Origin of the sequence: Flavobacterium sufflavum, from assembly GCF_004016525.1 — a bacterium.
GTDB classification, from domain to species: Bacteria; Bacteroidota; Bacteroidia; order Flavobacteriales; family Flavobacteriaceae; genus Flavobacterium; species Flavobacterium sufflavum.
On record NZ_SACJ01000001.1, the window covers coordinates 686,296 to 707,769 of the forward strand.

At 34.8% G+C, this 21,474-nt stretch carries 20 protein-coding genes; 13 read left to right on the forward strand and 7 right to left on the reverse strand.

The features are described from left to right. The first annotated feature begins 214 nt into the window (after nt 1-214). The 12 genes from atpB to EOD40_RS02490 all read left to right on the forward strand — a co-directional run bounded on the left by atpB (nt 215) and on the right by EOD40_RS02490 (nt 12,226). Nucleotides 215-1,384, forward strand: a complete 1,170-nt coding sequence (gene atpB, locus EOD40_RS02435) for a F0F1 ATP synthase subunit A (protein ID WP_128193306.1) — start codon at nt 215-217, stop codon at nt 1,382-1,384. 50 nt (nt 1,385-1,434) lie between these two features. Then, entirely contained in the window at nt 1,435-1,632 is a 198-nt protein-coding gene (atpE, locus tag EOD40_RS02440) for an ATP synthase F0 subunit C (protein WP_008465835.1), read from the forward strand. 87 nt (nt 1,633-1,719) lie between these two features. Beyond that, a complete protein-coding gene (locus EOD40_RS02445; RefSeq protein WP_128193307.1) occupies nt 1,720-2,220 on the forward strand; it encodes a F0F1 ATP synthase subunit B in 501 nt (166 codons plus the stop codon). A 4-nt stretch (nt 2,221-2,224) separates the two neighbouring features. After that, on the forward strand, nt 2,225-2,758 hold the full coding sequence (gene atpH, locus EOD40_RS02450) for an ATP synthase F1 subunit delta (protein WP_071184332.1): 534 nt from the start codon (nt 2,225-2,227) through the stop codon (nt 2,756-2,758). Nucleotides 2,759-2,795: 37 nt separating this feature from the next. Continuing rightward, nucleotides 2,796-4,373 (forward strand): F0F1 ATP synthase subunit alpha, encoded by a 1,578-nt coding sequence (gene atpA / locus EOD40_RS02455; RefSeq protein WP_128193308.1) that lies wholly within the window; start codon nt 2,796-2,798, stop codon nt 4,371-4,373. A gap of 81 nt (nt 4,374-4,454) precedes the next feature. Further along, the gene (gene atpG, locus EOD40_RS02460; protein ID WP_128193309.1) at nt 4,455-5,315 is read left to right on the forward strand and encodes an ATP synthase F1 subunit gamma; all 861 of its coding nucleotides are present in this window, start codon (nt 4,455-4,457) and stop codon (nt 5,313-5,315) included. Nucleotides 5,316-5,518: 203 nt separating this feature from the next. After that, the gene (locus EOD40_RS02465; protein WP_128193310.1) at nt 5,519-6,994 is read left to right on the forward strand and encodes a lipopolysaccharide biosynthesis protein; all 1,476 of its coding nucleotides are present in this window, start codon (nt 5,519-5,521) and stop codon (nt 6,992-6,994) included. Nucleotides 6,995-7,026: 32 nt separating this feature from the next. Next, nucleotides 7,027-7,461: a dUTP diphosphatase gene (dut, locus tag EOD40_RS02470; protein WP_128193311.1), complete on the forward strand. Its 435-nt coding sequence runs from the start codon at nt 7,027-7,029 to the stop codon at nt 7,459-7,461. A gap of 167 nt (nt 7,462-7,628) precedes the next feature. Continuing rightward, nucleotides 7,629-8,639: a sugar phosphate nucleotidyltransferase gene (locus tag EOD40_RS02475; RefSeq protein WP_128193312.1), complete on the forward strand. Its 1,011-nt coding sequence runs from the start codon at nt 7,629-7,631 to the stop codon at nt 8,637-8,639. 112 nt (nt 8,640-8,751) lie between these two features. Further along, a complete protein-coding gene (locus EOD40_RS02480; RefSeq protein WP_128193313.1) occupies nt 8,752-10,101 on the forward strand; it encodes a tetratricopeptide repeat protein in 1,350 nt (449 codons plus the stop codon). A gap of 1 nt (nt 10,102) precedes the next feature. Then, nucleotides 10,103-10,879 (forward strand): DUF4292 domain-containing protein, encoded by a 777-nt coding sequence (locus tag EOD40_RS02485; RefSeq protein WP_128193314.1) that lies wholly within the window; start codon nt 10,103-10,105, stop codon nt 10,877-10,879. A 24-nt stretch (nt 10,880-10,903) separates the two neighbouring features. After that, nucleotides 10,904-12,226 carry a murein hydrolase activator EnvC family protein gene (locus EOD40_RS02490; RefSeq protein WP_164905439.1) on the forward strand — a complete coding sequence of 441 codons (1,323 nt, stop codon included), beginning with the start codon at nt 10,904-10,906 and terminating at the stop codon, nt 12,224-12,226. Between the two features lie 89 nt (nt 12,227-12,315). On the opposite strand, the gene EOD40_RS02495 is transcribed toward EOD40_RS02490, so the two are convergent. The 5 genes from EOD40_RS02495 to EOD40_RS02515 all read right to left on the reverse strand — a co-directional run bounded on the left by EOD40_RS02495 (nt 12,316) and on the right by EOD40_RS02515 (nt 17,867). Next, complete coding sequence (locus tag EOD40_RS02495) at nt 12,316-13,248, reverse strand: transglutaminase family protein (RefSeq protein ID WP_128193315.1); 933 nt, start codon at nt 13,246-13,248, stop codon at nt 12,316-12,318. Nucleotides 13,249-13,252: 4 nt separating this feature from the next. Next, on the reverse strand, nt 13,253-14,206 hold the full coding sequence (locus EOD40_RS02500) for an alpha-E domain-containing protein (protein ID WP_128193316.1): 954 nt from the start codon (nt 14,204-14,206) through the stop codon (nt 13,253-13,255). 40 nt (nt 14,207-14,246) lie between these two features. Then, nucleotides 14,247-15,683 (reverse strand): circularly permuted type 2 ATP-grasp protein, encoded by a 1,437-nt coding sequence (locus EOD40_RS02505; protein WP_128193317.1) that lies wholly within the window; start codon nt 15,681-15,683, stop codon nt 14,247-14,249. A gap of 281 nt (nt 15,684-15,964) precedes the next feature. Continuing rightward, nucleotides 15,965-16,819 carry a polysaccharide deacetylase family protein gene (locus EOD40_RS02510; protein ID WP_128193318.1) on the reverse strand — a complete coding sequence of 285 codons (855 nt, stop codon included), beginning with the start codon at nt 16,817-16,819 and terminating at the stop codon, nt 15,965-15,967. 19 nt (nt 16,820-16,838) lie between these two features. Then, nucleotides 16,839-17,867, reverse strand: a complete 1,029-nt coding sequence (locus tag EOD40_RS02515) for a hypothetical protein (protein WP_128193319.1) — start codon at nt 17,865-17,867, stop codon at nt 16,839-16,841. Nucleotides 17,868-18,086: 219 nt separating this feature from the next. Here EOD40_RS02515 and EOD40_RS02520 point away from each other — a divergent pair, with 219 nt between their 5' ends. Then, complete coding sequence (locus tag EOD40_RS02520; RefSeq protein ID WP_128193320.1) at nt 18,087-19,691, forward strand: L,D-transpeptidase family protein; 1,605 nt, start codon at nt 18,087-18,089, stop codon at nt 19,689-19,691. Between the two features lie 113 nt (nt 19,692-19,804). On the opposite strand, the gene EOD40_RS02525 is transcribed toward EOD40_RS02520, so the two are convergent. Together EOD40_RS02525 and EOD40_RS02530 are read right to left on the reverse strand one after the other, a co-directional pair. After that, on the reverse strand, nt 19,805-20,260 hold the full coding sequence (locus tag EOD40_RS02525; protein ID WP_128193321.1) for a c-type cytochrome: 456 nt from the start codon (nt 20,258-20,260) through the stop codon (nt 19,805-19,807). A 2-nt stretch (nt 20,261-20,262) separates the two neighbouring features. Next, complete coding sequence (locus EOD40_RS02530; protein ID WP_128193322.1) at nt 20,263-21,381, reverse strand: PQQ-dependent sugar dehydrogenase; 1,119 nt, start codon at nt 21,379-21,381, stop codon at nt 20,263-20,265. Nucleotides 21,382-21,474: the final 93 nt, after the last annotated feature.

Sequence of the window (21,474 nt, forward strand, 5' to 3'; positions counted from 1 at the left end):
TACTACAACTGAGAAAGTAAACTTTTTTGTATTATTTATTCTTTTTTTGACAATTGAGACGCTTTTAACTATAAGAATATTAAGCGAAAAGGAATAAAACGGAGGCTTAATTGAGGTATTAAAAAAAATATATTTTCATATCCTTTTGGATATTAATAAAAAATGTACCTTTGCGCCAAATTTTAGAAACGTAAATATAACATATTTTGTAATTATGGTGATTTTAAACAGGCCACTTAGATTAATAATAGCAACATTTCTAGCGTGTCTTCCATTGATTAGTTTTGCAAATGGAGAAAATGATTCCACTCATGTTCAGACTGAAACAGTTGTTCATGAAGAGGCAGCTGCAGTTAGTGAACATCAAGAGGGAGCAGCTCACGAAGCAGTATCTCAAGATCCAAAAGAAAAAATCAATGCCTTTATTGATCATCACTTGCAAGATTCTCATGATTTTGTTTTCTTCTCAGATGAAAAAGAAAACGCACATTATGGTTTCTCATTACCTGTTATACTTTTAGACGGAGGATTGAAAATTTTCTCGTCTTCAAAATTGCACCATGGAGAAGCAGTTGCAGAAGTTGACGGGAACTACTATAAATTAGTTCACGGTAAAATTTACAAAACAGATGCAGCCGGAACAATTAATTTTAATGAGCACGGACATCCGGAAAACGAACAACCACTTGATTTTTCTATCACAAAGAATGTGGTTTCTATGTTATTCGTTTCAGCATTATTATTGTTAATGTTCACTGGTTTAGCAAAATCATACAAAAAAGGACCAATCCCTACTGGTTTTGGTAGAGTTTTAGAACCGCTTATTCTTTTTATTAGAGACGAAATTGCGATTCCAAATATTGGAGAGAAAAAATATAGAAAATTCATGGGTTATTTATTAACTGTGTTTTTCTTTGTTTGGTTGTTGAACTTATTAGGAATGACTCCTCTGGGAATCAACGTTACAGGAAATATTGCTATCACAATTTGTTTAGCGGCATTTACTTATATTATTACACAATTCAGTGCTAATAAAGATTACTGGGGACATATTTTCTGGATGCCGGGAGTTCCTGTACCAATGAAAATCATTTTGGCTCCAATTGAATTATTGGGAACATTGACAAAACCATTCGCATTGTTAATTCGTTTGTACGCTAACATTACTGCGGGTCACGTAGTTATTATGAGTTTGATTGCAATGATTTTTGTGGGTAAAAATTTAGCTGCCGATTTGCCTATCTCTTTAGGATTAACATTATTTATTTCGGTAATCGAAGTTTTAGTTGCATTTTTACAAGCCTTTATTTTTACAATGCTTTCATCTTTATTCATCGGTATGGCTGTACAAGACCATCACCATGATGATCACGAAGCACATTAATAAGCGTTTTTTTTAATTTAGAAGTTTAATTTTATATATATATATACTTTATGGGAACAATTCCAACTTTAGTAGGTGCAGGTTTAGTAGTAATCGGTGCAGGTTTAGGATTAGGTAAAATCGGTGGATCTGCAATGGACGCTATCGCTCGTCAGCCAGAAGCTGCAGGTAAAATTCAAACTGCGATGATTATCATCGCGGCTTTATTAGAAGGTTTAGCATTTGCTGCTTTAATCTTAGGAAAATAATAAAGAAGACAATGACAACATCTTTAACGGTTGGTTAGAGATGTTGTTATATTTTAAAAGAAATTAAATTTATAAAAGTTATATATAATGGAGAAGTTAATTAACGATTTTTCTTTCGGTTTATTCTTTTGGCAGGCAATTATCTTATTAATATTAATTTTATTAATGGTAAAATTTGCATGGAAGCCTATTGTTCAAGCTATTACAGATAGAGAAGAAGGAATTAAAAATGCATTGGATTCTGCTGAAAACGCTAGAAAAGAAATGCAAAATCTTCAAGCTGATAATCAAAGAATTTTGAACGAGGCAAGAGCTGAGCGTGATGCAATGTTGAAAGAAGCTCGTGAAATGAAAGAGAAGATGGTTGCTGATGCTAAGAACGAAGCACAAGTGCAAGGATTGAAAATGATTGAGCAGGCTAAAGCAGCAATTGAAAGCGAGAAAAACGCAGCTATGGCTGAATTGAAATTACAAGTTTCTACTTTGTCATTGAGTATCGCAGAAAAATTATTGAAAGACGAATTATCTAACACAGAAGCTCAAACCAAATTAGTTGAGAAAATGTTAGGTGACGTAAAGCTAAACTAATATTATGGCAGGTACAAGAGCAGCAATTCGTTACGCAAAAGCGATTCTTAGTATGGCAGACTCAATAGGAGTTGCTAACGAGATTAATAACGATATGATTTTAATTGCTTCAACTATTAAAGGCAACTCTGAATTAAATGCGTTTATTCAAAGTCCAACAATAAGTGTTGAGGTAAAAGAAAATGCACTATTGGAAGTTTTTGCTAATGTTAATGGCGTTACTAAAGGTTTCTTTCATTTATTATTTGAAAATAAAAGATTTGAAATCCTTGAAGCTATTGCAGTAGCATATTCTGAATTATTTGATGAGGCTAATGGTTTAGAAGTAGCTATAGTAACTACTGCTATCCCTTTGGATGCTGATTTAGAAGCTAAAGTTTTGGCTAAAATTGCATCTTTGTCAGATAAAAAAGTAACAATTGAAAATGTAGTAGATCCTGCTATCATTGGAGGATTTATTTTAAGAATAGGCGATAAGCAATACAATGCTTCAATTGCTAACCGATTACAAGTATTAAAAAGAGAATTAAGTAACTAGTTTTATTGCACATTAAGTGTCTAAATTATAAATTAAGATGGCGGAAATCAAACCTGCTGAAATTTCAGCAATATTAAGAAAGCAAGTAGAAGGTTTTGAATCTGGCGCTACGCTAGAGGAAGTAGGAACGGTACTTCAAGTTGGAGACGGTATTGCTCGTATTTACGGGCTTTCTAATGTACAATATGGAGAGTTAGTAGAATTTGAAAATGGTCTTGAGGCTATTGTATTGAATCTTGAAGAAGATAACGTAGGTGTGGTACTTTTAGGACCATCTACAGGAATCAAAGAAGGATCTACTGCTAAAAGAACTCAACGTATTGCTTCTCTTAAAGTAGGAGAACAAATGGTAGGACGTGTAGTAAACACTCTTGGTTTTCCAATTGATGGAAAAGGACCAATCGGTGGTGACTTATACGAGATGCCTTTGGAAAGAAAAGCTCCTGGAGTAGTTTTCCGTCAACCAGTTACTGAACCATTACAAACAGGAGTAAAAGCAGTAGATGCTATGATCCCGGTTGGTAGAGGTCAACGTGAGTTGGTTATTGGTGACCGTCAAACAGGTAAATCAACTGTTTGTATTGACACTATCTTAAATCAAAAAGAATTTTATGATGCTGGGAAACCAGTATTCTGTATCTATGTTGCAATTGGACAAAAAGCTTCAACTGTAGCAGGAATTGCAAAAATGTTAGAAGAAAAAGGAGCAATGGCTTATACAGTTATCGTTGCTGCTAATGCTTCTGACCCTGCTCCAATGCAAGTTTATGCTCCTATGGCAGGTGCTGCAATTGGAGAATACTTTAGAGATTCTGGTCGTCCGGCTTTAATTGTTTATGATGATTTATCTAAACAAGCTGTGGCTTACCGTGAGGTTTCTCTTTTATTAAGAAGACCACCGGGACGTGAGGCTTATCCTGGAGACGTTTTCTACTTACACTCTCGTTTATTAGAAAGAGCTTGTAAAGTTATCGCTGATGACGGAATTGCTAAAAACATGAATGATTTACCGGATTCTATCAAAGGAATCGTTAAAGGTGGTGGTTCATTAACAGCTTTACCAATTATCGAAACTCAGGCTGGTGACGTTTCTGCATATATCCCAACAAACGTAATTTCGATTACTGATGGTCAGATTTTCCTTGATGGAGATTTGTTTAACTCAGGGGTTCGTCCAGCAATTAACGTAGGTATCTCTGTATCTCGTGTTGGAGGTAATGCTCAAATTAAATCAATGAAAAAAGTATCAGGTACTTTAAAATTAGACCAGGCTCAATTCCGTGAATTGGAAGCGTTTGCTAAATTTGGTTCTGATCTTGATGCTGTTACTTTAAACGTAATTGAAAAAGGAAAAAGAAACGTTGAAATCTTGAAACAAGGTTTGAACGATCCTTATACTGTTGAAGACCAAGTAGCTATTATCTATGCTGGTTCTAAAAACTTATTGAGAAACGTTCCTGTAAATAAAGTAAAAGAATTTGAAAAAGATTTCTTAGAATTCTTGAACGCAAAACACAGAGCTACTCTTGATGCTTTAAAAGCAGGTAAGTTAACAGACGAAATTACAGACGTAATCGAGGCTGTAGCGAAAGAAGTTTCAGCAAAATATAACTAATATAGTTTATAGTTTTAAGTTTATTGTTAGTGGTTGTTGCTAACAATAAACTTAAAACAACAAACAACAAACAGTACATAAATGGCAAATTTAAAGGAAATCCGTAATAGAATTACTTCCGTTTCATCAACGATGCAGATTACTTCTGCGATGAAAATGGTATCTGCAGCCAAGCTTAAAAAAGCTCAGGATGCAATTACAGCCATGCGCCCTTATGCCGAAAAATTAACGGAATTATTACAAAGTCTTTCTGCAACTCTTGAGGGAGGAACAGGGGAAGAATTTACTACACAACGTGAAGTAAAGAAAGTATTATTAGTAGCAATTACTTCTAACAGAGGTTTGTGTGGTGCTTTTAATTCGAATGTAATTAAAGAAGCTAAAAATCGTTCTGAATTTTATGCTGGTAAACAAGTTGATATTTTTGCTATTGGTAAAAAAGGAAATGATGTTTTAAGTAAAACAAATACAGTAATTGAAAATCAAAGTTCTGTATTTGATAATTTAACTTTTGATAATGTGGCGGCTATTGCTGAAGCATTGACTCAAAAATTTGTTAGTGGTGAGTACGATAAAATTGAGTTGATTTACAATCAATTTAAAAATGCCGCTACTCAAATCGTTCAAACAGAACAATTTTTACCATTAGCTCCTGTTAAATCTGATTTAAATGTTGCAGCTGGAGATTATATCTTCGAACCATCTAAAGAAGAGATTGTGTTGACTTTGATTCCTAAATCATTAAAAACACAATTATACAAAGGAATCCGTGATTCATTTGCTTCAGAACATGGTGCGCGTATGACTGCTATGCACAAAGCAACAGATAATGCTACTGAATTGAGAAATCAATTGAAATTAACGTATAACAAAGCACGTCAGGCTGCTATTACTAACGAAATCTTAGAGATTGTTGGTGGAGCAGAAGCATTGAACGCTTAAGAATACTTACTTTATATATTAAGGCGGTTGAAATTTTTCAACCGCTTTTTTTGTTTTAAAAGCTTGCTCATAAGTTCTATTTATTGCTTATTAGTGTTATTTTACAGATGATTAAAAGAAAAAAATCATTACAAATCCAATACTGATAAAACCAAAGAATTAGTTATTTTTGTTTTTGTAAAAAAATTAATAAACACCGCATTTTGGGATTATATAAAAAACTTTTTAAACAAACAGCCATTTACGGACTTGCTACGGTTTTGCCTAGAATGTTTAGTTTCCTGCTAGTGCCACTGTACACTGATTTACTTCCAAAAGATGAGTACGGAAAAGTCACCATCATATTTGCCTGGATGATTTTTTTCAATGTGATTTTGGCTTACGGAATGGAAACCGCTTTTTTTAGATTTTATAACAAGGAAGAGGATAAAAAAACAGTGGTCGAAACTTCGATGGTTTCTATCTTTTGGACCACAATAGTCTTTCTGGCTGTAGCACTTTTATTTCGGACTACATTAGCGGATTGGTCAGGTATAGATTCGCAGTACATTACCTATACCATTTGGATTTTGGCATTGGATGCCCTGGTTATTATACCTTTTTCAAAATTAAGGGCTTTTCAAAGACCGATGATGTACGCCATCATTAAGGTTGGAAATGTTTTGGTTAACTTATTGTTGAGCATTCTTTTTTTAATTTATTTACCCAAATTAGCGGAGCTGAATCCTACTGGTTTAATCAGTTCTTTCTATGTTGAGAATTTCCAAATAGGCTACATCTTTCTGGCTAATATTATCGCCAGTCTGTTGACTTTTGTGGTTTTGTCTCCTGATTATGTTTTTCTAAAATGGAAATTCGATTTTAGTTTATGGAAACGAATGATGGTTTATGGATTGCCAATTTTGGTCGCCGGAATTGCCTTTGCCATCAATGAACAGTTTGACAAAATTCTTTTAGATAAATTATTACCTCAAAATATCGCCGCAGATGAAGTGGGAGTTTATTCGGCCTGTTATAAACTGGGATTGTTCATGGTTTTGTACCGTACGGCTTATACACTCGGAATCGAACCTTTCTTCTTTAGTCATGCTTCTAATGAAAATGCACCACAAACCTATGCGATGGTAACTAAGTATTTTGTGATCTTCGGTTCGTTTATTATGTTAAGCGTTATCGTTTTTGCTGACCTGTTTAAAATGTTAATGATTCGTGATAGTTCGTATTGGGTAGCGATGAAGGTGGTACCGTTAATTATTTTGGCCAATTTCTGTTTGGGAATTTATACTAATCTTTCTGTTTGGTACAAATTGATTGATAAAACTTATGTAGGTGCTTATATTTCAATTGTGGGCGCAGTCATTACTTTGGTACTTAACTTTTTGTTGATTCCTGGCATGAGTTATGTAGGTTCTGCCATTGCAACATTGGCTGCTTATGGAAGTATGATGTTGATTTCGTATTATCTGGGAAATAAATATTATCCTATTCCGTATGATTTCCAAAAAATAGGAGGCTATCTGGGTTTATCTATTTTGTTTTCCGTTGTTTCATTTTATTTTTTCAGAGAAAATTATTTTGTAGGAATCACGTTATTACTATTGTTTCTCTATTTTATTTACCACAACGAGAAAGACACCTTGATGAGCATTCTTAAACGAAAAAATAATCTGCAAGAATAAGCTTTGACTTGTTCCTGTATCAAAATAAAAAAATGAAAATAAATATTATCAATAAATCGCAACATGCTTTGCCAAGTTATGAAACCATAGCTTCGGCAGGAATGGATTTAAGAGCTAATTTGGTCGAATCGATAGTCTTACAGCCTTTAGAAAGAACCATCGTTAAAACAGGTCTTTTTATCGAATTGCCGATAGGTTACGAAGCACAGGTGCGACCAAGAAGCGGACTGGCTTTTAAAAACGGAATTACCGTATTGAACAGTCCCGGAACTGTTGATGCTGATTACCGAGGAGAAATAGGTGTGATTTTAGTTAATTTATCCAATCAGGCTTTTGAAATCCAAAACGGGGAACGCATTGCCCAATTGATTATTGCCAAACACGAACGCGCCGAATGGTTTGAAGTCGAAGAGCTTTCAGAAACTTCAAGAGGTACCGGCGGATTTGGAAGTACAGGAGTAAAGTAGTAATCAGTTAACAGTTATTAAATTTTAACAAATTTCAAATAAAAAATCCGTGGAAATCGTTTTAATCCGTGGCTAAAAAAAATATTAAATCCTTCGTGAACTTTGCGTGTCATCCTGAGCTTGTCGAAGGACTTCGTGAACTTCGCGGTTAAAAAAACAATTAAAAAATGAAAATAATAGTGCCTATGGCTGGTAGAGGATCTCGTCTACGCCCACATACCTTAACAATTCCTAAACCATTAATTCCAGTTGCCGGAAAACCTATCGTTCACCGATTAGTAGAAGATATCGCCGGGGTTTTGAATCAGGATATTGAAGAAGTAGCTTTTGTAATCCATGAAAGTTTTGGGGAAAAAGTAGAGCAGGATTTAATTGCCATTGCCGAAAAATTGGGAGCCAGAGGAACCATTTATTATCAGAATGAAGCTTTAGGAACGGGACACGCTATTATGTGTGCCAAAGAATCGCTTTCTGGTCCGGCAGTAATTGCGTATGCCGATACTTTGATTAGAGCCGATTTTGAATTGGATCCAACAGCTGATGCGGTGATTTGGGTAAAACAGATTGAGAATCCGGAAGCTTTTGGTGTAGTTAAATTAAACGATAAAAATGAAATCATCGAATTGGTAGAGAAACCAAAGGAATTTGTGAGTGATTTGGCTGTTATCGGAATTTACTATTTCAAGGATATTGCCGTTTTAAAAAATGAGTTACAAAACGTTTTAGATAATAATATCCAAAATGGTGGCGAATACCAAATTAACGATGGTATCAAAAACATGATGGCTAAGGGAAAAATCTTTAAAACAGGTGAAGTAAGCGCCTGGATGGATTGCGGAAACAAAAATGTTACTGTAGAAACCAATTCGAGAATGCTGGCTTTCTTGGCAGCAGACAAGATTGATTTGGTTAACAAAAATATTAAACTTGAAAATTCAACTATTATTGAGCCATGTTATATTGGTGAAGATGTAGTTTTAATAAACGCTACTGTAGGTCCAAATGTTTCTTTAGGAAACGGATGTCACGTAGTGGATAGCAGCATCAAAAACAGTTTGGTTCAAACGCATGCCCATATCAAAAATGCTAATTTAGATAATGCTATGATTGGAAATCATGCTAGTTTTGATGGTCAGTTTACAAGTATTAGTATTGGTGATTATTCGGTGTTAGAATAATTTCGATCTCTAATAAAAACATTTTACCATTAAGAAATTAAGTACATTAAGCTTAGGCTCTTAATTTTTTAATGGTAAATTTATGAAGTACTTTGAAGTTTAATTGGTAAAAATGAAAAAGGCAGTTTCTTTAATGATAATGGTGGTTTTGCTATGCAATTCGGCTTTGTCATGGGGACAAACTGAACCAGAAGAAATTAAACTCGAAGACAATAAATTTAAAGAGTATTTTTTCGAAGCTTTAAAGCAAAAAGCAATTGAAAACTACGATAAAGCTATTGTGGCTTTAGAACGTTGCCTGAAAATAGATGCCAATAATACCACTATTTACCACGAATTAGGCAAAAATTATCTGGCTTTAAAAGATTATAAAAACGCCTATTCTTCTTTTGAGAAAGCCAATACTTTAGATCCTAAAAACAAATGGTTTTTGATAGGAATGTATGATGTTGATTATGAAACTAAGGATTATGCAGATGCAATCAAGGTAATTAACAAACTCATTCCATTCGATTCAAAGTTCAAAGAAGATTTGACTTCGCTTTATATGAATACAGGCGAATTTGATAAAGCCTTGTTGCTTATCAATGAACTGAATGAAACTGTAGGCAAATCAGAAAGGAGAGAAAATTATAAACTTCAAATTTTGTCTCAGGGAACTTATCAGGATGCTGAGATAACTAATTTGGTTAATCAAATCAATAAGAATCCAAAAGAAGAGTCTAATTATATTTCGTTGATTTATCTGTATTCTAAAAAAGACGATATAGAGAAAGTCCTTGAAACGGCCCGAAAATTAGAAGCTGCTATTCCAAATTCAGAATGGGCTCAGGTTAGTTTATTTAAAAACTATTTGGTTAATAACGAGAGCGAAAAGGCTATAAAAGCCATGAACATAGTATTGGCCAGTACTAAAATAGACAGTAAAATAAAGCACAGGATTTTTAATGAATTTTTGATTTACGTCAATACTAATCCACAACTTACAGCCGATTTAGATAAAGCCATCGGATATTTTGATGATGATAAAAATGTAAATGTAAATAAGGAAGTAGGCAAATATTATCACAATAAAAAGCAGTGGGACAAAGCGATAAAATATTATCAGTTGTCACTTAAAAAAAGTAGCCCTGCCGATGTGGAAACGAGTTTACTTTTACTGGATGTTTATGTACAATTGGACGAATTTGAAAAATCGGCAAAAACTGCCAGTGAAATGATCGAATTGTATCCTGCCCAGGTACAGTTTTATTATTATGCGGGATTAGCTTATAATCAGTTGAAGCAGTTTAAAAAAGCGAAAGAAATTTTAGAAATGGGCATGGATTATGTAGTAGAAGATGCAACATTAGAAATTAATTTCAACATTCAGTTAGGAGAGGCTTTTAGTGGTTTAGGAGATGCTAACAAAAAAGAATTCTATTTTTCTAAAGCCAATGAATTATTAAAAAAACAAAAATAAAATGAATAAATACTTAGCATTATTAATAGTTGTTTTTATGGTTTCCTGTAAACCCAAGGCTATTGTTACCTCGGCAACAGTTACCGAACCAGTCGATGAAATGAAAGCAGCTAAAATAATAGACAATCATTACAGCAATAAAAGTGATTTTTCTACATTATATATTAAAGCCAATGCGCGTTATGCCGATGATAAACAAGCACAAAATGTAAGTGCCGAAATAAAAATAAAGAAAGACCAGCAAATTTTAGTAAGCGTTCGTTTTCTGGGAATAACGATGGCTAAGGCTTCTATAACACCGGCTTCGGTGAGTTATTACGAAAAGATAAAAGGAACTTACTTTGAAGGTGATTTCAGTGCTTTGAGTCAATGGTTAGGAACAGATTTGGATTATAGTAAAATTCAGAATATGTTGGTAGGAGAAGCATTGGACGATTTGAATAAAGGCAGATACACTAAAATTTTGCTTGACAATTTGTATCGTTTAGACGATGCAAATAATGGGAATACTCAAAAAAGCTATTATTTTAATCCAAATGATTTTAGTGTAAACAAACAAGAAGTAACTCAAAAAGCCGAAAACAGAACGATTCAAATTGCTTATCCGGAAAGAGTGGCTTATAAAGAGGCTAATTTGCCTTCCAGTATTGAAATTAAAACGGCTCAGCCTAAAGGGAAATCGGAAATTAATTTAAATTACAATTCGGTTTCATTTAATGAAGAACTTTCTTTCCCTTATAGTGTGCCAGATGGGTACAAAAGAATAATAATTAAGTAAATTTGCAAAAATATATTTTTTAAGATGCCAAAATATTTCCTTAGCCTGTTATTTGTATGCCTGACCTCTACTATGTGGAGTCAATCGCAACAAGAAAAGTTAGAACAACGTAAAGCTCAAATTCAAAGAGAAATTAGAGAGAATGAAAAGATGTTGCAAAACGTCAAGTCAAAGGAAAAATCGGCTATGAATGTTTTTTTGATTCAAAAAAACAAGATCAGACTGAAAGAAACTTTGATTAATACTACTGAAAAGCAAACCCGACTTTTGTCTAACGATATGTATATTAATCAATTGAAAATTAACAAGCTTAACAAGGAGTTAAAAATCTTAAAAGAAGATTACGCTAAGAAGATTGTAAACTCTTATAAAAGCCGTTCTGAGCAAAGTCGCGCGATGTTTATACTATCATCTGAGAATTTTTTGCAGGCATACAAAAGGGTACAATACCTAAAACAATACACCAGTTTTAGAAAATCGCAAGGAGAGGAAATTAATGTAAAGTCTACAGAATTAGTTGGTTATAATGAAAAATTAAAGGTTCAAAAAATAGCCAAACAAAAACTAATTGCCGAAAATCAGAAGGAAAAACAAACTCTTGTAAAAGAAAAAATAGAGCAGGAGAAACTGGTTAATCAGATTAAGAAAGATAAAAACCGCATTGTTTCTGATATTCGAAAAAAACAAAGAGAATTTAAAACTATCGATGCTCAAATTAACCGTTTAATTCGTGAAGCCATTGCTGAAGCCAATAGAAAAGCGGCTTTAGAACGTGCCAAAGCTGCTGCTTTAGCTGCTGAAAAAGCAAAATCATCATCTTCTTCTAATCCGAAGACTACCAGAGAAATAGCTAAGGAAATAAAAGAAACGGTTTCCAGAGAACCAGTATCTTCTTCAAGAATTGAAATGACACCAGAGAATAAGCTGATTGCTGATAATTTTAGAGCCAATAGAGGAAATCTTCCCTGGCCAGTAGAAAAAGGGTTTATATCATTAGGTTTTGGAGATCAACCGCATCCAGTGTATAATACACTAATTGTACACAATAGTGGTGTAGAAATCACGACTAATGATGGTGCTAACGCAAGAGCTGTTTTTGGTGGAGAAGTCTCAAAGGTACAGATTATATCTCCTGTCAATAAAGCGGTTATTATTCAGCATGGAGATTACTTTACTGTTTATCAAAACTTGAGCTCTGTTAATGTATCTCCAGGCGATAAGGTAAGTATTAAACAAAATCTTGGTAGAATTCGTACTAATGGAGATACTGGAAAAACCGTACTTAAGTTTATTTTATCACAAAACACAAGCTATATGAATCCACAGAGCTGGTTGTCAAATAGATAATGTTATATGAAACACAAAAAGCGAATCAATTTGATTCGCTTTTTTTATGTTTAGGCGTGAAGTTTTATTTAAGTATTTTTAGAGAAAAACTACTGCTGTTGTTGTTCGGCGTAATCTAATTGTTGTTGAAATTCAATGGAGTTTTTTTGCAATTCTACATCATTAATTTCTTCAAAATGTCTGCCGTCTTCGTATCCAATAGAAACACAAACAGAAAGTGTTTGTTTAGAAATTCCTTTGAAAGTACCTTTTACAGGAGTACAATCATCAAAGTTAATTCCAACCGATAGTTTCACATGGTTGTCCATAGTCCAAATATTATTAGTAGGATCAATGCCTAGCCAACCTTGTTTTGGGGTGTAAATTTCAACCCAGGCATGCGTAGCACCTTCGCCTCGAAGTCCGCTTTCGTTAGGGCAGATATAACCACTTACATATCTTGACGGAATGCCGGCAGTTCTTAAAAGTTGTAAAAGAACATGAGCAAAGTCCTGGCAAACACCTTTGCGATGACCTAATATTTCATCGACAGTGGTTTCTATATTAGTGATTCCTTTAGTATAAGTAAAGTTAGTATAGATGTATTGACTGCAATCAAAGGCAATGTGAATGATTGATTTGTTTTCGTAATCAATCTCTTTTAAAATGGCATCAATCTCGTCCTGCTTTTTAATAGTTTCAGGATAACAAAGACGCAGTAAATAGATATCGTTATACAAATTCAAATCGTCGACCTTAGTGTCGTCTATCTCAGGTATTTTAAGCGAATGATTAACACGAACCAGCATTCGCGATTCGATGGTCATTTCGGTATGTGCTTCTAAGGTGTTAAAATTCCCCACCCTGTTGCCATGATAATCGTTTGTTAAAGCTACATGAGGGTTTTGAGAAATCAAAAGTTGGTATTGCAGCACGTCCTGATTTTCAAAGTTATGCGGAAACAAACGAATCTCGTTGATGCTTTCTTTGATAGGCAAGTTGTATTTGTATTTTGTAATATGAATGATGTTGAAAACTGCCATTTTTTTAGGTATATGAAAAGAATAATTTAGAAAAATCCATTGAAAAATTATTCAACTGATCTTTGGTGTTTTTTAATACATGCTCTAATTGCAGGTTGGTAAGATGGTGGTAATCGGTGTATTCAATATAACTTTTCAATCGCCCAAATTGATTGCGCATTGTGCGTGCTTCTAATAAGTTATTGTTTTTAAAAACACAATCTAAATAGGTTTCGATTAAGCCTAAAGTAAATATTACCGAATGGGCAAAATCAGGATTGAAAATGACATGTTGGATTACTTTTCGATTGTGCGGAATATTGCTATAGCTTTTTAAGTATAATTCGTAGCCTGATAAAGACAATAATAATTTTCGCCAATACAATAAATCTTCTTTTCCTTCCAGGTTGTATTCTATCGGGGCATAATAAGATTGTGTCATTGAAATAGTTTGTAGACATCTTTCGATATGTTTACCAATACTCGAAAAACACCAGCCTAAGCCTCTGGGCATGGTCACATGAAAAATCCCATTGTATAGTAGGAAATCCTTATTGAGTTTGGCCAAAATACTAATAGCCTCAGGTGTTTCCAGTCTTTTAGGCAGGTCGTCAGCATTGATGTAATGGTACATCGAATTGATGTGTTCCCAAAGTTCCTTGGTGATTTTATCCTGCGAACCTCTGGCATTTTCTCTAGCTTTGGTAATCAGGTTTCGAACCGAATTGAGGTTTTTGTTATCGCAAAGCACATATTTCATTACAAAATTAGTGTCGTGCTGAAATTCGGCAATGTATTCGGGAGACAAATCGGTATAATATTTTAATAAGGGTTTGTATCCTTGGTAATCATTGGTTTCCTGGTCAAAAGACATGATGTAAAGGGTGTTGAGGGTAAGCAACATCCCATCGGTTCTTTCCATGTATCGGTTAAGCCAAAACATTCCGTCGGCTACACGACTGAGCATATTTACTTCCATAGTTCTTTCATTAAAAGTTTTAAAACAATTTCGACTTCATTTATTTCATTATCCAGGTATCCTTGCTTCCGCCGCCTTGGGATGAGTTTACTACCAAAGAACCTTCGGTTAGTGCCACTCGGGTGAGTCCGCCGGGAACGATTGTTACTCCATTGGGACCGCACAAAGCATAAGGTCGTAAATCGACATGACGCAGTTTTAATTCGCCATCAATGTAACAGGGAACGGTGCTTAACTGAATGATGGGTTGGGCAATAAAATTGCGCGGATTATTTAAAATAGCCACTTTAGCGGCTTCCAGTTCTTCTTCGCTAGCCTTATTTCCCATAACCATTCCGTAACCACCACTTTGATTGGTTTCCTTGATAACCATATTTCCCATATCGGCAAAAACCAATTCGCGTTCTTCTTTATTTTCCATTTGGTAGGTAGGAACATTTTTCAGAATCGGTTCTTCGTTTAGATAATATTTAATCATTTGCGGCACATAAGCATAAATGGCTTTGTCATCGGCAACTCCGTTTCCTACTGCATTTACCAGGGCTACATTCCCCATTTTATAAGCACTTATCAATCCAGGGACACCAAGTGCGCTATCAGGTTTAAAGACTAATGGATCTAAATATTCGTCGTCTAAACGTCTATAAATAACATCTACCTGTTGCAAGCCCGAGGTGGTTTTCATGTAGACTTTGTGATTGTTTACCACAAGATCGCGACCTTCTACCAGCGGAATTCCCATTTGCCTTGCTAAGAAAGTATGTTCGTAATAAGCAGAGTTGTAAACGCCCGGAGTCAACAAAACAACATTAGGATTAGAGATGCTCCTTGGCGAAAGCGAAACTAAAATATTGTGAAAAATCATAGGATAGTTAGCTACCATGCTTACATTGTTGGCACGAAACATTTCCGGGAAAATCCTTTTGGTAATTTCCCTGTTTTCCAGCATATAACTTACGCCACTGGGACACCTTAGATTGTCTTCCAGAACATAAAACTCTCCTTTTTCTCCTCTGATTAAATCAATTCCGGCAATGTGAACATGTATGTCATGCGGAACTTTTATACCATGTACTTCCGGAATATAATGCGGACAGGAAGCAATTAACGATGCAGGCATGATGCCTTCTTTTATAATCAGCTGTTCGTTATAAATGTCTTCCAGAAACAGGTTTAAAGCTTTTAATCTTTGGGCAATTCCGGTTTCGACTTCCAGCCATTCGTTTTTGGTAATTATCCTTGGAATAATATCAAAAGGAAATATTCTTTCGATTCCCTGATTGTCATCACTGTAGACAGTAAATGTAATCCCTTGGTTCATAAAAATATCCGAAGCCTGTTTCTGTTTTACATTCAGCTTGTCAATATTTAAACTCTCTAATGTTTGCAATACCTGTTTGTAAGAGTCTCTTACTCCATCATTGGAAAACATTTCATCCCATCCCTTTGGACTTAATTTAGGTGTCAAATTTACCATTCTATAATTATTGAAAAATTAATAAAAACTAATTTTGATTGAAAAAACATCAGTCTTTAGGCCTAATTTAATAATTTTTAAGATAAGTGTTTGATTTTTTGTTGTGAATAATGTAATTAATGCGGCATTCTTTTTTTGTTGATGCGTTTTTTGAGAATTAGTCTTTTAAAACTAAATTTTTTTTAGATTTCTCAACAGTAAAAATATAGGTATAGTGATATAACTCCATTATTGATAAGGAGTTATTTAGAAATTGAAGTTCTGTTTTTAATAGCTAAAGATTATTTAGCATTTACAAAAGTAGCTTCCATCGATTTCATCATGTGGTCAGTTGACCAGGTTCCGGACACAATCATTCGTCTTACAGTATAAAGTGGATCAATAGAATCTCTTTTAGTCGAAAGTATAAAAGCCATTTTATAACCGCTTTTTTTGATTTCCGGGATGGCTTCTTTGTTCCATAATCCAAAAGGATAGGCAAAATAAGGAATTGGTTTTCCAATGATTTCTTCGAGTTTGGCTTTTGGTTTTACCAATTGGGTGTTCCAGTCATCGTCGGCATATTTGGTTACCATGTGATGGTCCCAGGTATGTGCCGCAATAGTATTTCCAGAATCAGATAAGTTTTTAATCTCTTCTTTACTTAAATAATTAGGACGGTTGATGGAAACGGTCATTACAAAGAAAGCGCCTTTGAAATTGTATTTTTTCATTTCGGCTGCGCCAATGCTGTATTGCTCACCTCTGGTATCATCAAAAGTTATCATGACCGGTTTAGCAGGCAAGGGCTTGTTGTACACCAAATAATCATACAATTGATCAGGTAAAATGCTGTGGTAGCCTGCATCAGCTAAGGCTTTCATCTGTTCAGCAAAGTTTGCCGGTTTTACGGTATAGGTTTTAGTCATTTCGCCTGCAGATGCCGAGAAATCTTTGATATTATGATAGCATAAAATGGGTACTTCTTTTCGAGCCAATATAGCAGCGGCATCAGCCATAACTAATTTTTCGGCTTTTTTTGGACTTGCAATAACTTTTGGTGCATCTGCTTTATTTTCGATAGAGGTCTCTTTCTTTTGTTCGCAACTTAGTGTCAAAAAAAGACCAAGCATTCCTAAAAATATCGATTTTTTCATTTCCTGAATAAGCATAAAATTATTGAAACTGAATGTAACTTGGTTGTGGAGCGAATTTTAATAATTGCTCAGGAGTGTACATTTTCCAGTCGTTCCAGTTGTCATTTTTGTAGAACAATTTAAAGCCCGTAAACTGAACCGGTTCTCTGTAGATGTATCTTAAATAAGTAGATCGTTTTAAAACCTGACTTCCAAAACCGTCCATGTCCATTACAATTTGAACTTCGGGAACTCTTTTGATGGCTTTATAGTTAGTAACCATACCTTGGGTGAAACGATGAACCACCAAAATCTTTGGAGTTAATTTCTTTTCGCGTACAATTCGGGCCAGAATATCGATGGCATCATTGATATCATCAGCAGACATGGTTCCAATTTTTTTACCAGGAACATGACCACTTTTCATTGAAAACTCAGGATCAATTCCCAGATGAACATTCGGTAAAGCAAGGTATTCTTCGAGAAGGCTTACTTCGTCTTTTACGTTGCTATGTCCCACCTGAATATCCAAAAAGACCAGGGCATCAATAGGTTTTGCCCAACTTAAAAGCGTATCGATTTGTTTAAACGGCATACGCATGTTGTAACGATTGCCAGCTCCGGGAGCGCCTTGGGCAGAAACTGCAATATAATGAAAGGCAGGAATAGTGGTTACGCTGGAATCGGCAGCTTTCCATTTGGCTACTTCTGCTTGCAGTTTTTCAATCATCTCAGCTTTAGGATATTCACCTAAAACGCCCATTCTTTTCGAATATAAATTTCCGTAAAAAGCAATGATTCGGTGATAAGGCAATAAGGCACCCGGTAAAGGATAAGGCGCTTTTACAGGCCACATTCCCGTAGTGTCTTTGTTGCTTAGCGCAATCATTCTTCGGTTATAGTCGGCGGTGTCAATGCTAGTGATTGGTTTTTTCTTAACCGGATCTATTTTGATTGCTACACTGTCTTGAGCAGTTGCTTCTACAGTATTGGATTTACTTTGATTACAATTGGTAAAAACGAAAAACAAGAAAGGGCTAATAACGATTGCTAAAGTATATTTTTTCATAAAGAAGCACATTTGGGTTTAATACAAATGTAAACTTTTTAACTAACGATTTCTTTATTTGATTCGTATTCTGCTGCGGTTTTTTTTAAAAATTGAAGATGTTTAAATGGTTTGAATTAGAGAATGTAAATCAGATGTTTTTAAGATTTAAATAGTCTATTTATTTCATTTTTAATCATTTGTGAATAATTGTCTAACTTTATATAAATAATTATGGTTATGAGGAAATTCGTTTTATCCATAGTAGTTATTTTATTCGGTTTTTCACTCACCTCAGTTTCTCTGATAAAAAAGGAGGGTTTAAAGGCGAAAGCCTCTTATTTTGCCCAGTTTTTTCAAAAACCCGAAGAGTTTAATTCTGATATTTCTATCAGTAAACAGCTTATCAATGCTTTTTTCAAGAAATATCCTGATTTAAAACGATACGAATCGGGAGTTTATAAATTATATGAAAGTAGAAAATACCATGTGATTTGGTATGATTCCAATGATAAATTAATTGGTTTTTCCCAGTTGTTATATTTTAAGATAAATCAACTTCAGGAAGAAGGTGTGGAAACAAAGATGGAGTATCAGGAAATAATTGATGGGATTTTTGATTCGAATGCTACTTTGAAATCCCTTTCACAAACCGAAACAGAAATTATGTTATCCACCATGTATGTTTTCTATATGCAAAAAGTATTTCTTGGAATTGACGCCGGGAAACTTCAAGGAATGGGTTGGTTTTTGCCCAAGAAAGAAATCGCTTATGAACAGTTGCTCGATTCGTTATTGCAAAATCCTGAATTATTAAATTTTGATGAAAAACATCAATTAAGTCAATATTACAAATTGCGGGCGGCTTTAAAAAAATACCGCGAGATAGAAAAAAAAGGAGATTGGAAAACTATAGAATACGACTCTACCATTCAATTTTACAAACCTTTTGACAATTCAAAAACAATCAGTCAGATTAGAGAGCGTCTTTTTGTATTGGGCGATTTGAGTAAAGATTCTAAAAGTGCTGTTTATGATGATGAATTAATGCAAGGTGTCTTGCGTTTCAAAAAAAGAAATGGCTACCTGATTAATTATTTCATTTCACCCTGGCAGATTAAGCAAATGAATTTGCCTATCCAAAAATACATTCGAAAAATAATGATCAATATGGAACGCTGTCGATGGATAGATCCTAAATTGACTGACACCAGCGAGTACATTGTGATTAATATTCCATCGTATAAACTGATTTATAAAAAGGATGGTAAAACGCTCTTAGAATCTAATGTGCTTGTGGGACAAAACATGATGGAAACGGTTATTTTTAGTGGATACATCAGTTCGATTGTTTTTAGTCCGTATTGGAATGTGCCCCAAAGTATTATTGACAATGAACTAAAATATGCCATGGAACGCGACAAGAATTATTTGGAATCCCACAATATGGAATGGAATAATGGCAAAGTCAGACAAAAACCCGGACCTAAAAACGCTTTAGGTTTGGTAAAGTTTGTTTTTCCAAATACCAATAGTATTTATTTGCACGATACTCCTGCCAAAGCCTTATTTGATTTAGAATATAGAGCTTACAGCCACGGCTGCATTAATATGGATAAAGCCAAAGAATTAGCTTTTTTAATTCTGAAAGATGATCCTGATTGGCCTGTAGAAAATATTAACAAGGCAATGCAGGGAGAAAAGGAAACAACTTGCGTGCTAAAAAATAAGATTCCGTTACATATCACTTACTTCACGGCCTGGGTTGACAATGAGGATGTTCTCCATTTCTATGATGATGTTTATGGTAGAGATCCCCAATTGGCTTATTTTTTATTTAAGTAATAAATAGGTTTTCAATGTTTACATCCTAAAAATAAACCATTAAGGGAGTTAAGAAAATTAAGCGCAGGACTTAATGATTCTTAACTTTCTTAATGGTTTAAAAAAATAAAATGTTAAGGTTTTAATGAAGAAACCTCTTTTGCAGTCACCATTTTTTTGGTTTTATTAGTCCAGGAATTCATTACATAATTCATCACGTCAGCAACTTCTTCATCGCTTAAGCCCATAGGAGGCATGATGCCATTGAATTTTTTCTGGTTAACCAGGATTTCACCTTTCTGACCGTATTTTACAGCATGAATGCTTTCGGCTCTTTTTTTCTTTAGCCAGTCAGAACCATCCAAAGGAGGAAAAGTGGTTCCGTTTCCTTTTCCCGTAGCCATATGGCATTGGATACAAAAATCGGTATAGACTTCTTTGCCTCGAGCTATGCTTTTTTGCAGCGGCGTTTGCGGTTGTTCTTTTATAGACAAATACTCTTTTTTAGAGTTGGTTAAAATTGTTGGATTTGAAAAATACAAACCACCCAAAAGCAGTAGGCTTAAGCCAATATTTATTTTAGTAATCATTATTAATTAGGTATAATTTTTAGAATTCCTTTTCCTTCCACGCCAATGTAAATATAGCCATCCGGAGCCTGTGTTACGCTACGTAAACGACCAATGTTAGTTGCGATTTTTTGTCGGCCAATGATTTTATCACCGTCTAATTTTACCAATTCCAAATATTGAAATTTTAGTGAACCTACTAATAAATGCCCTTTCCAGTCAGGATATTTATTGCCAGTCACGAAAGTCATACCGCAAGGAGCAATGGAAGGTGCCCAGTAATACACAGGATTTTCAATTCCAGCTTTTTGTTGTTCGTTGCTGATAATGCTGTTGTCGTAGTCGATGCCGTAAGTCACCACTGGCCAGCCGTAATTAGCTGCTTTTTTAATAATGTTGATTTCGTCTCCACCCTGTGGTCCGTGTTCGTGTTCCCAGATGGCACCCGTTACAGGGTTTTTTGCTAATCCTTGCGGATTGCGATGTCCATAAGAGTAAATTGCTTCTTTGGCATTGGCTTGTCCTACAAACGGATTGTCTTTTGGGATGCTGCCATCGTCATTTAAACGGTAGATTTTTCCGTTATCTCTGGCAATGTCTTGTGGATTCACAAAATGATTGCCGCGTTCTCCTGCCGAGAAATACAAATGTCCTTCGTTATCAAAAACAATTCGCGAACCAAAATGCTGCCCTCTGGTAGTATTCGGACCGCATTTGTACAAAGATTCTATTTGGGTTAAACTTTCGTTTTCGAGTTTGGCTCTGATGAGTTTGGTGTTGCCGCCTTCGCCTTCGCCCTCGGTAGAAGCATAAGTAATGTAAATCCAACCATTTTTAGCGTAATCAGGATGCAAAACAATATCCATCAAACCGCCCTGACCACGGTTGTAGACTGCGGGAACATTTTTAACCTCGGTTTTTAGGCCTTTTGTAATATGGTATAAGATTCCTGATTTTTCAGTCACTAATAACGAGCCATCGGGAAGAAAAGCCATTCCCCATGGATTGTTAATACCGTCAACAACGGTTTCTAAGCTGTAATTTTTTGCATCTTCCTGTAGTGGAATAGCATCGTTAGTTTTTAACTGCGCATCACAGTTGGAAATGATAAAAGAAAAAAGAAATATCGTTAATGATCTCATGATTTGGGAGTTAAAAAGTGGTTTTAAAGGTAAGGAAAAAGTTTAAAACTTAGAATTGTTGTTTTTTGAGAGTATACTTTAAGAATAAGTAAT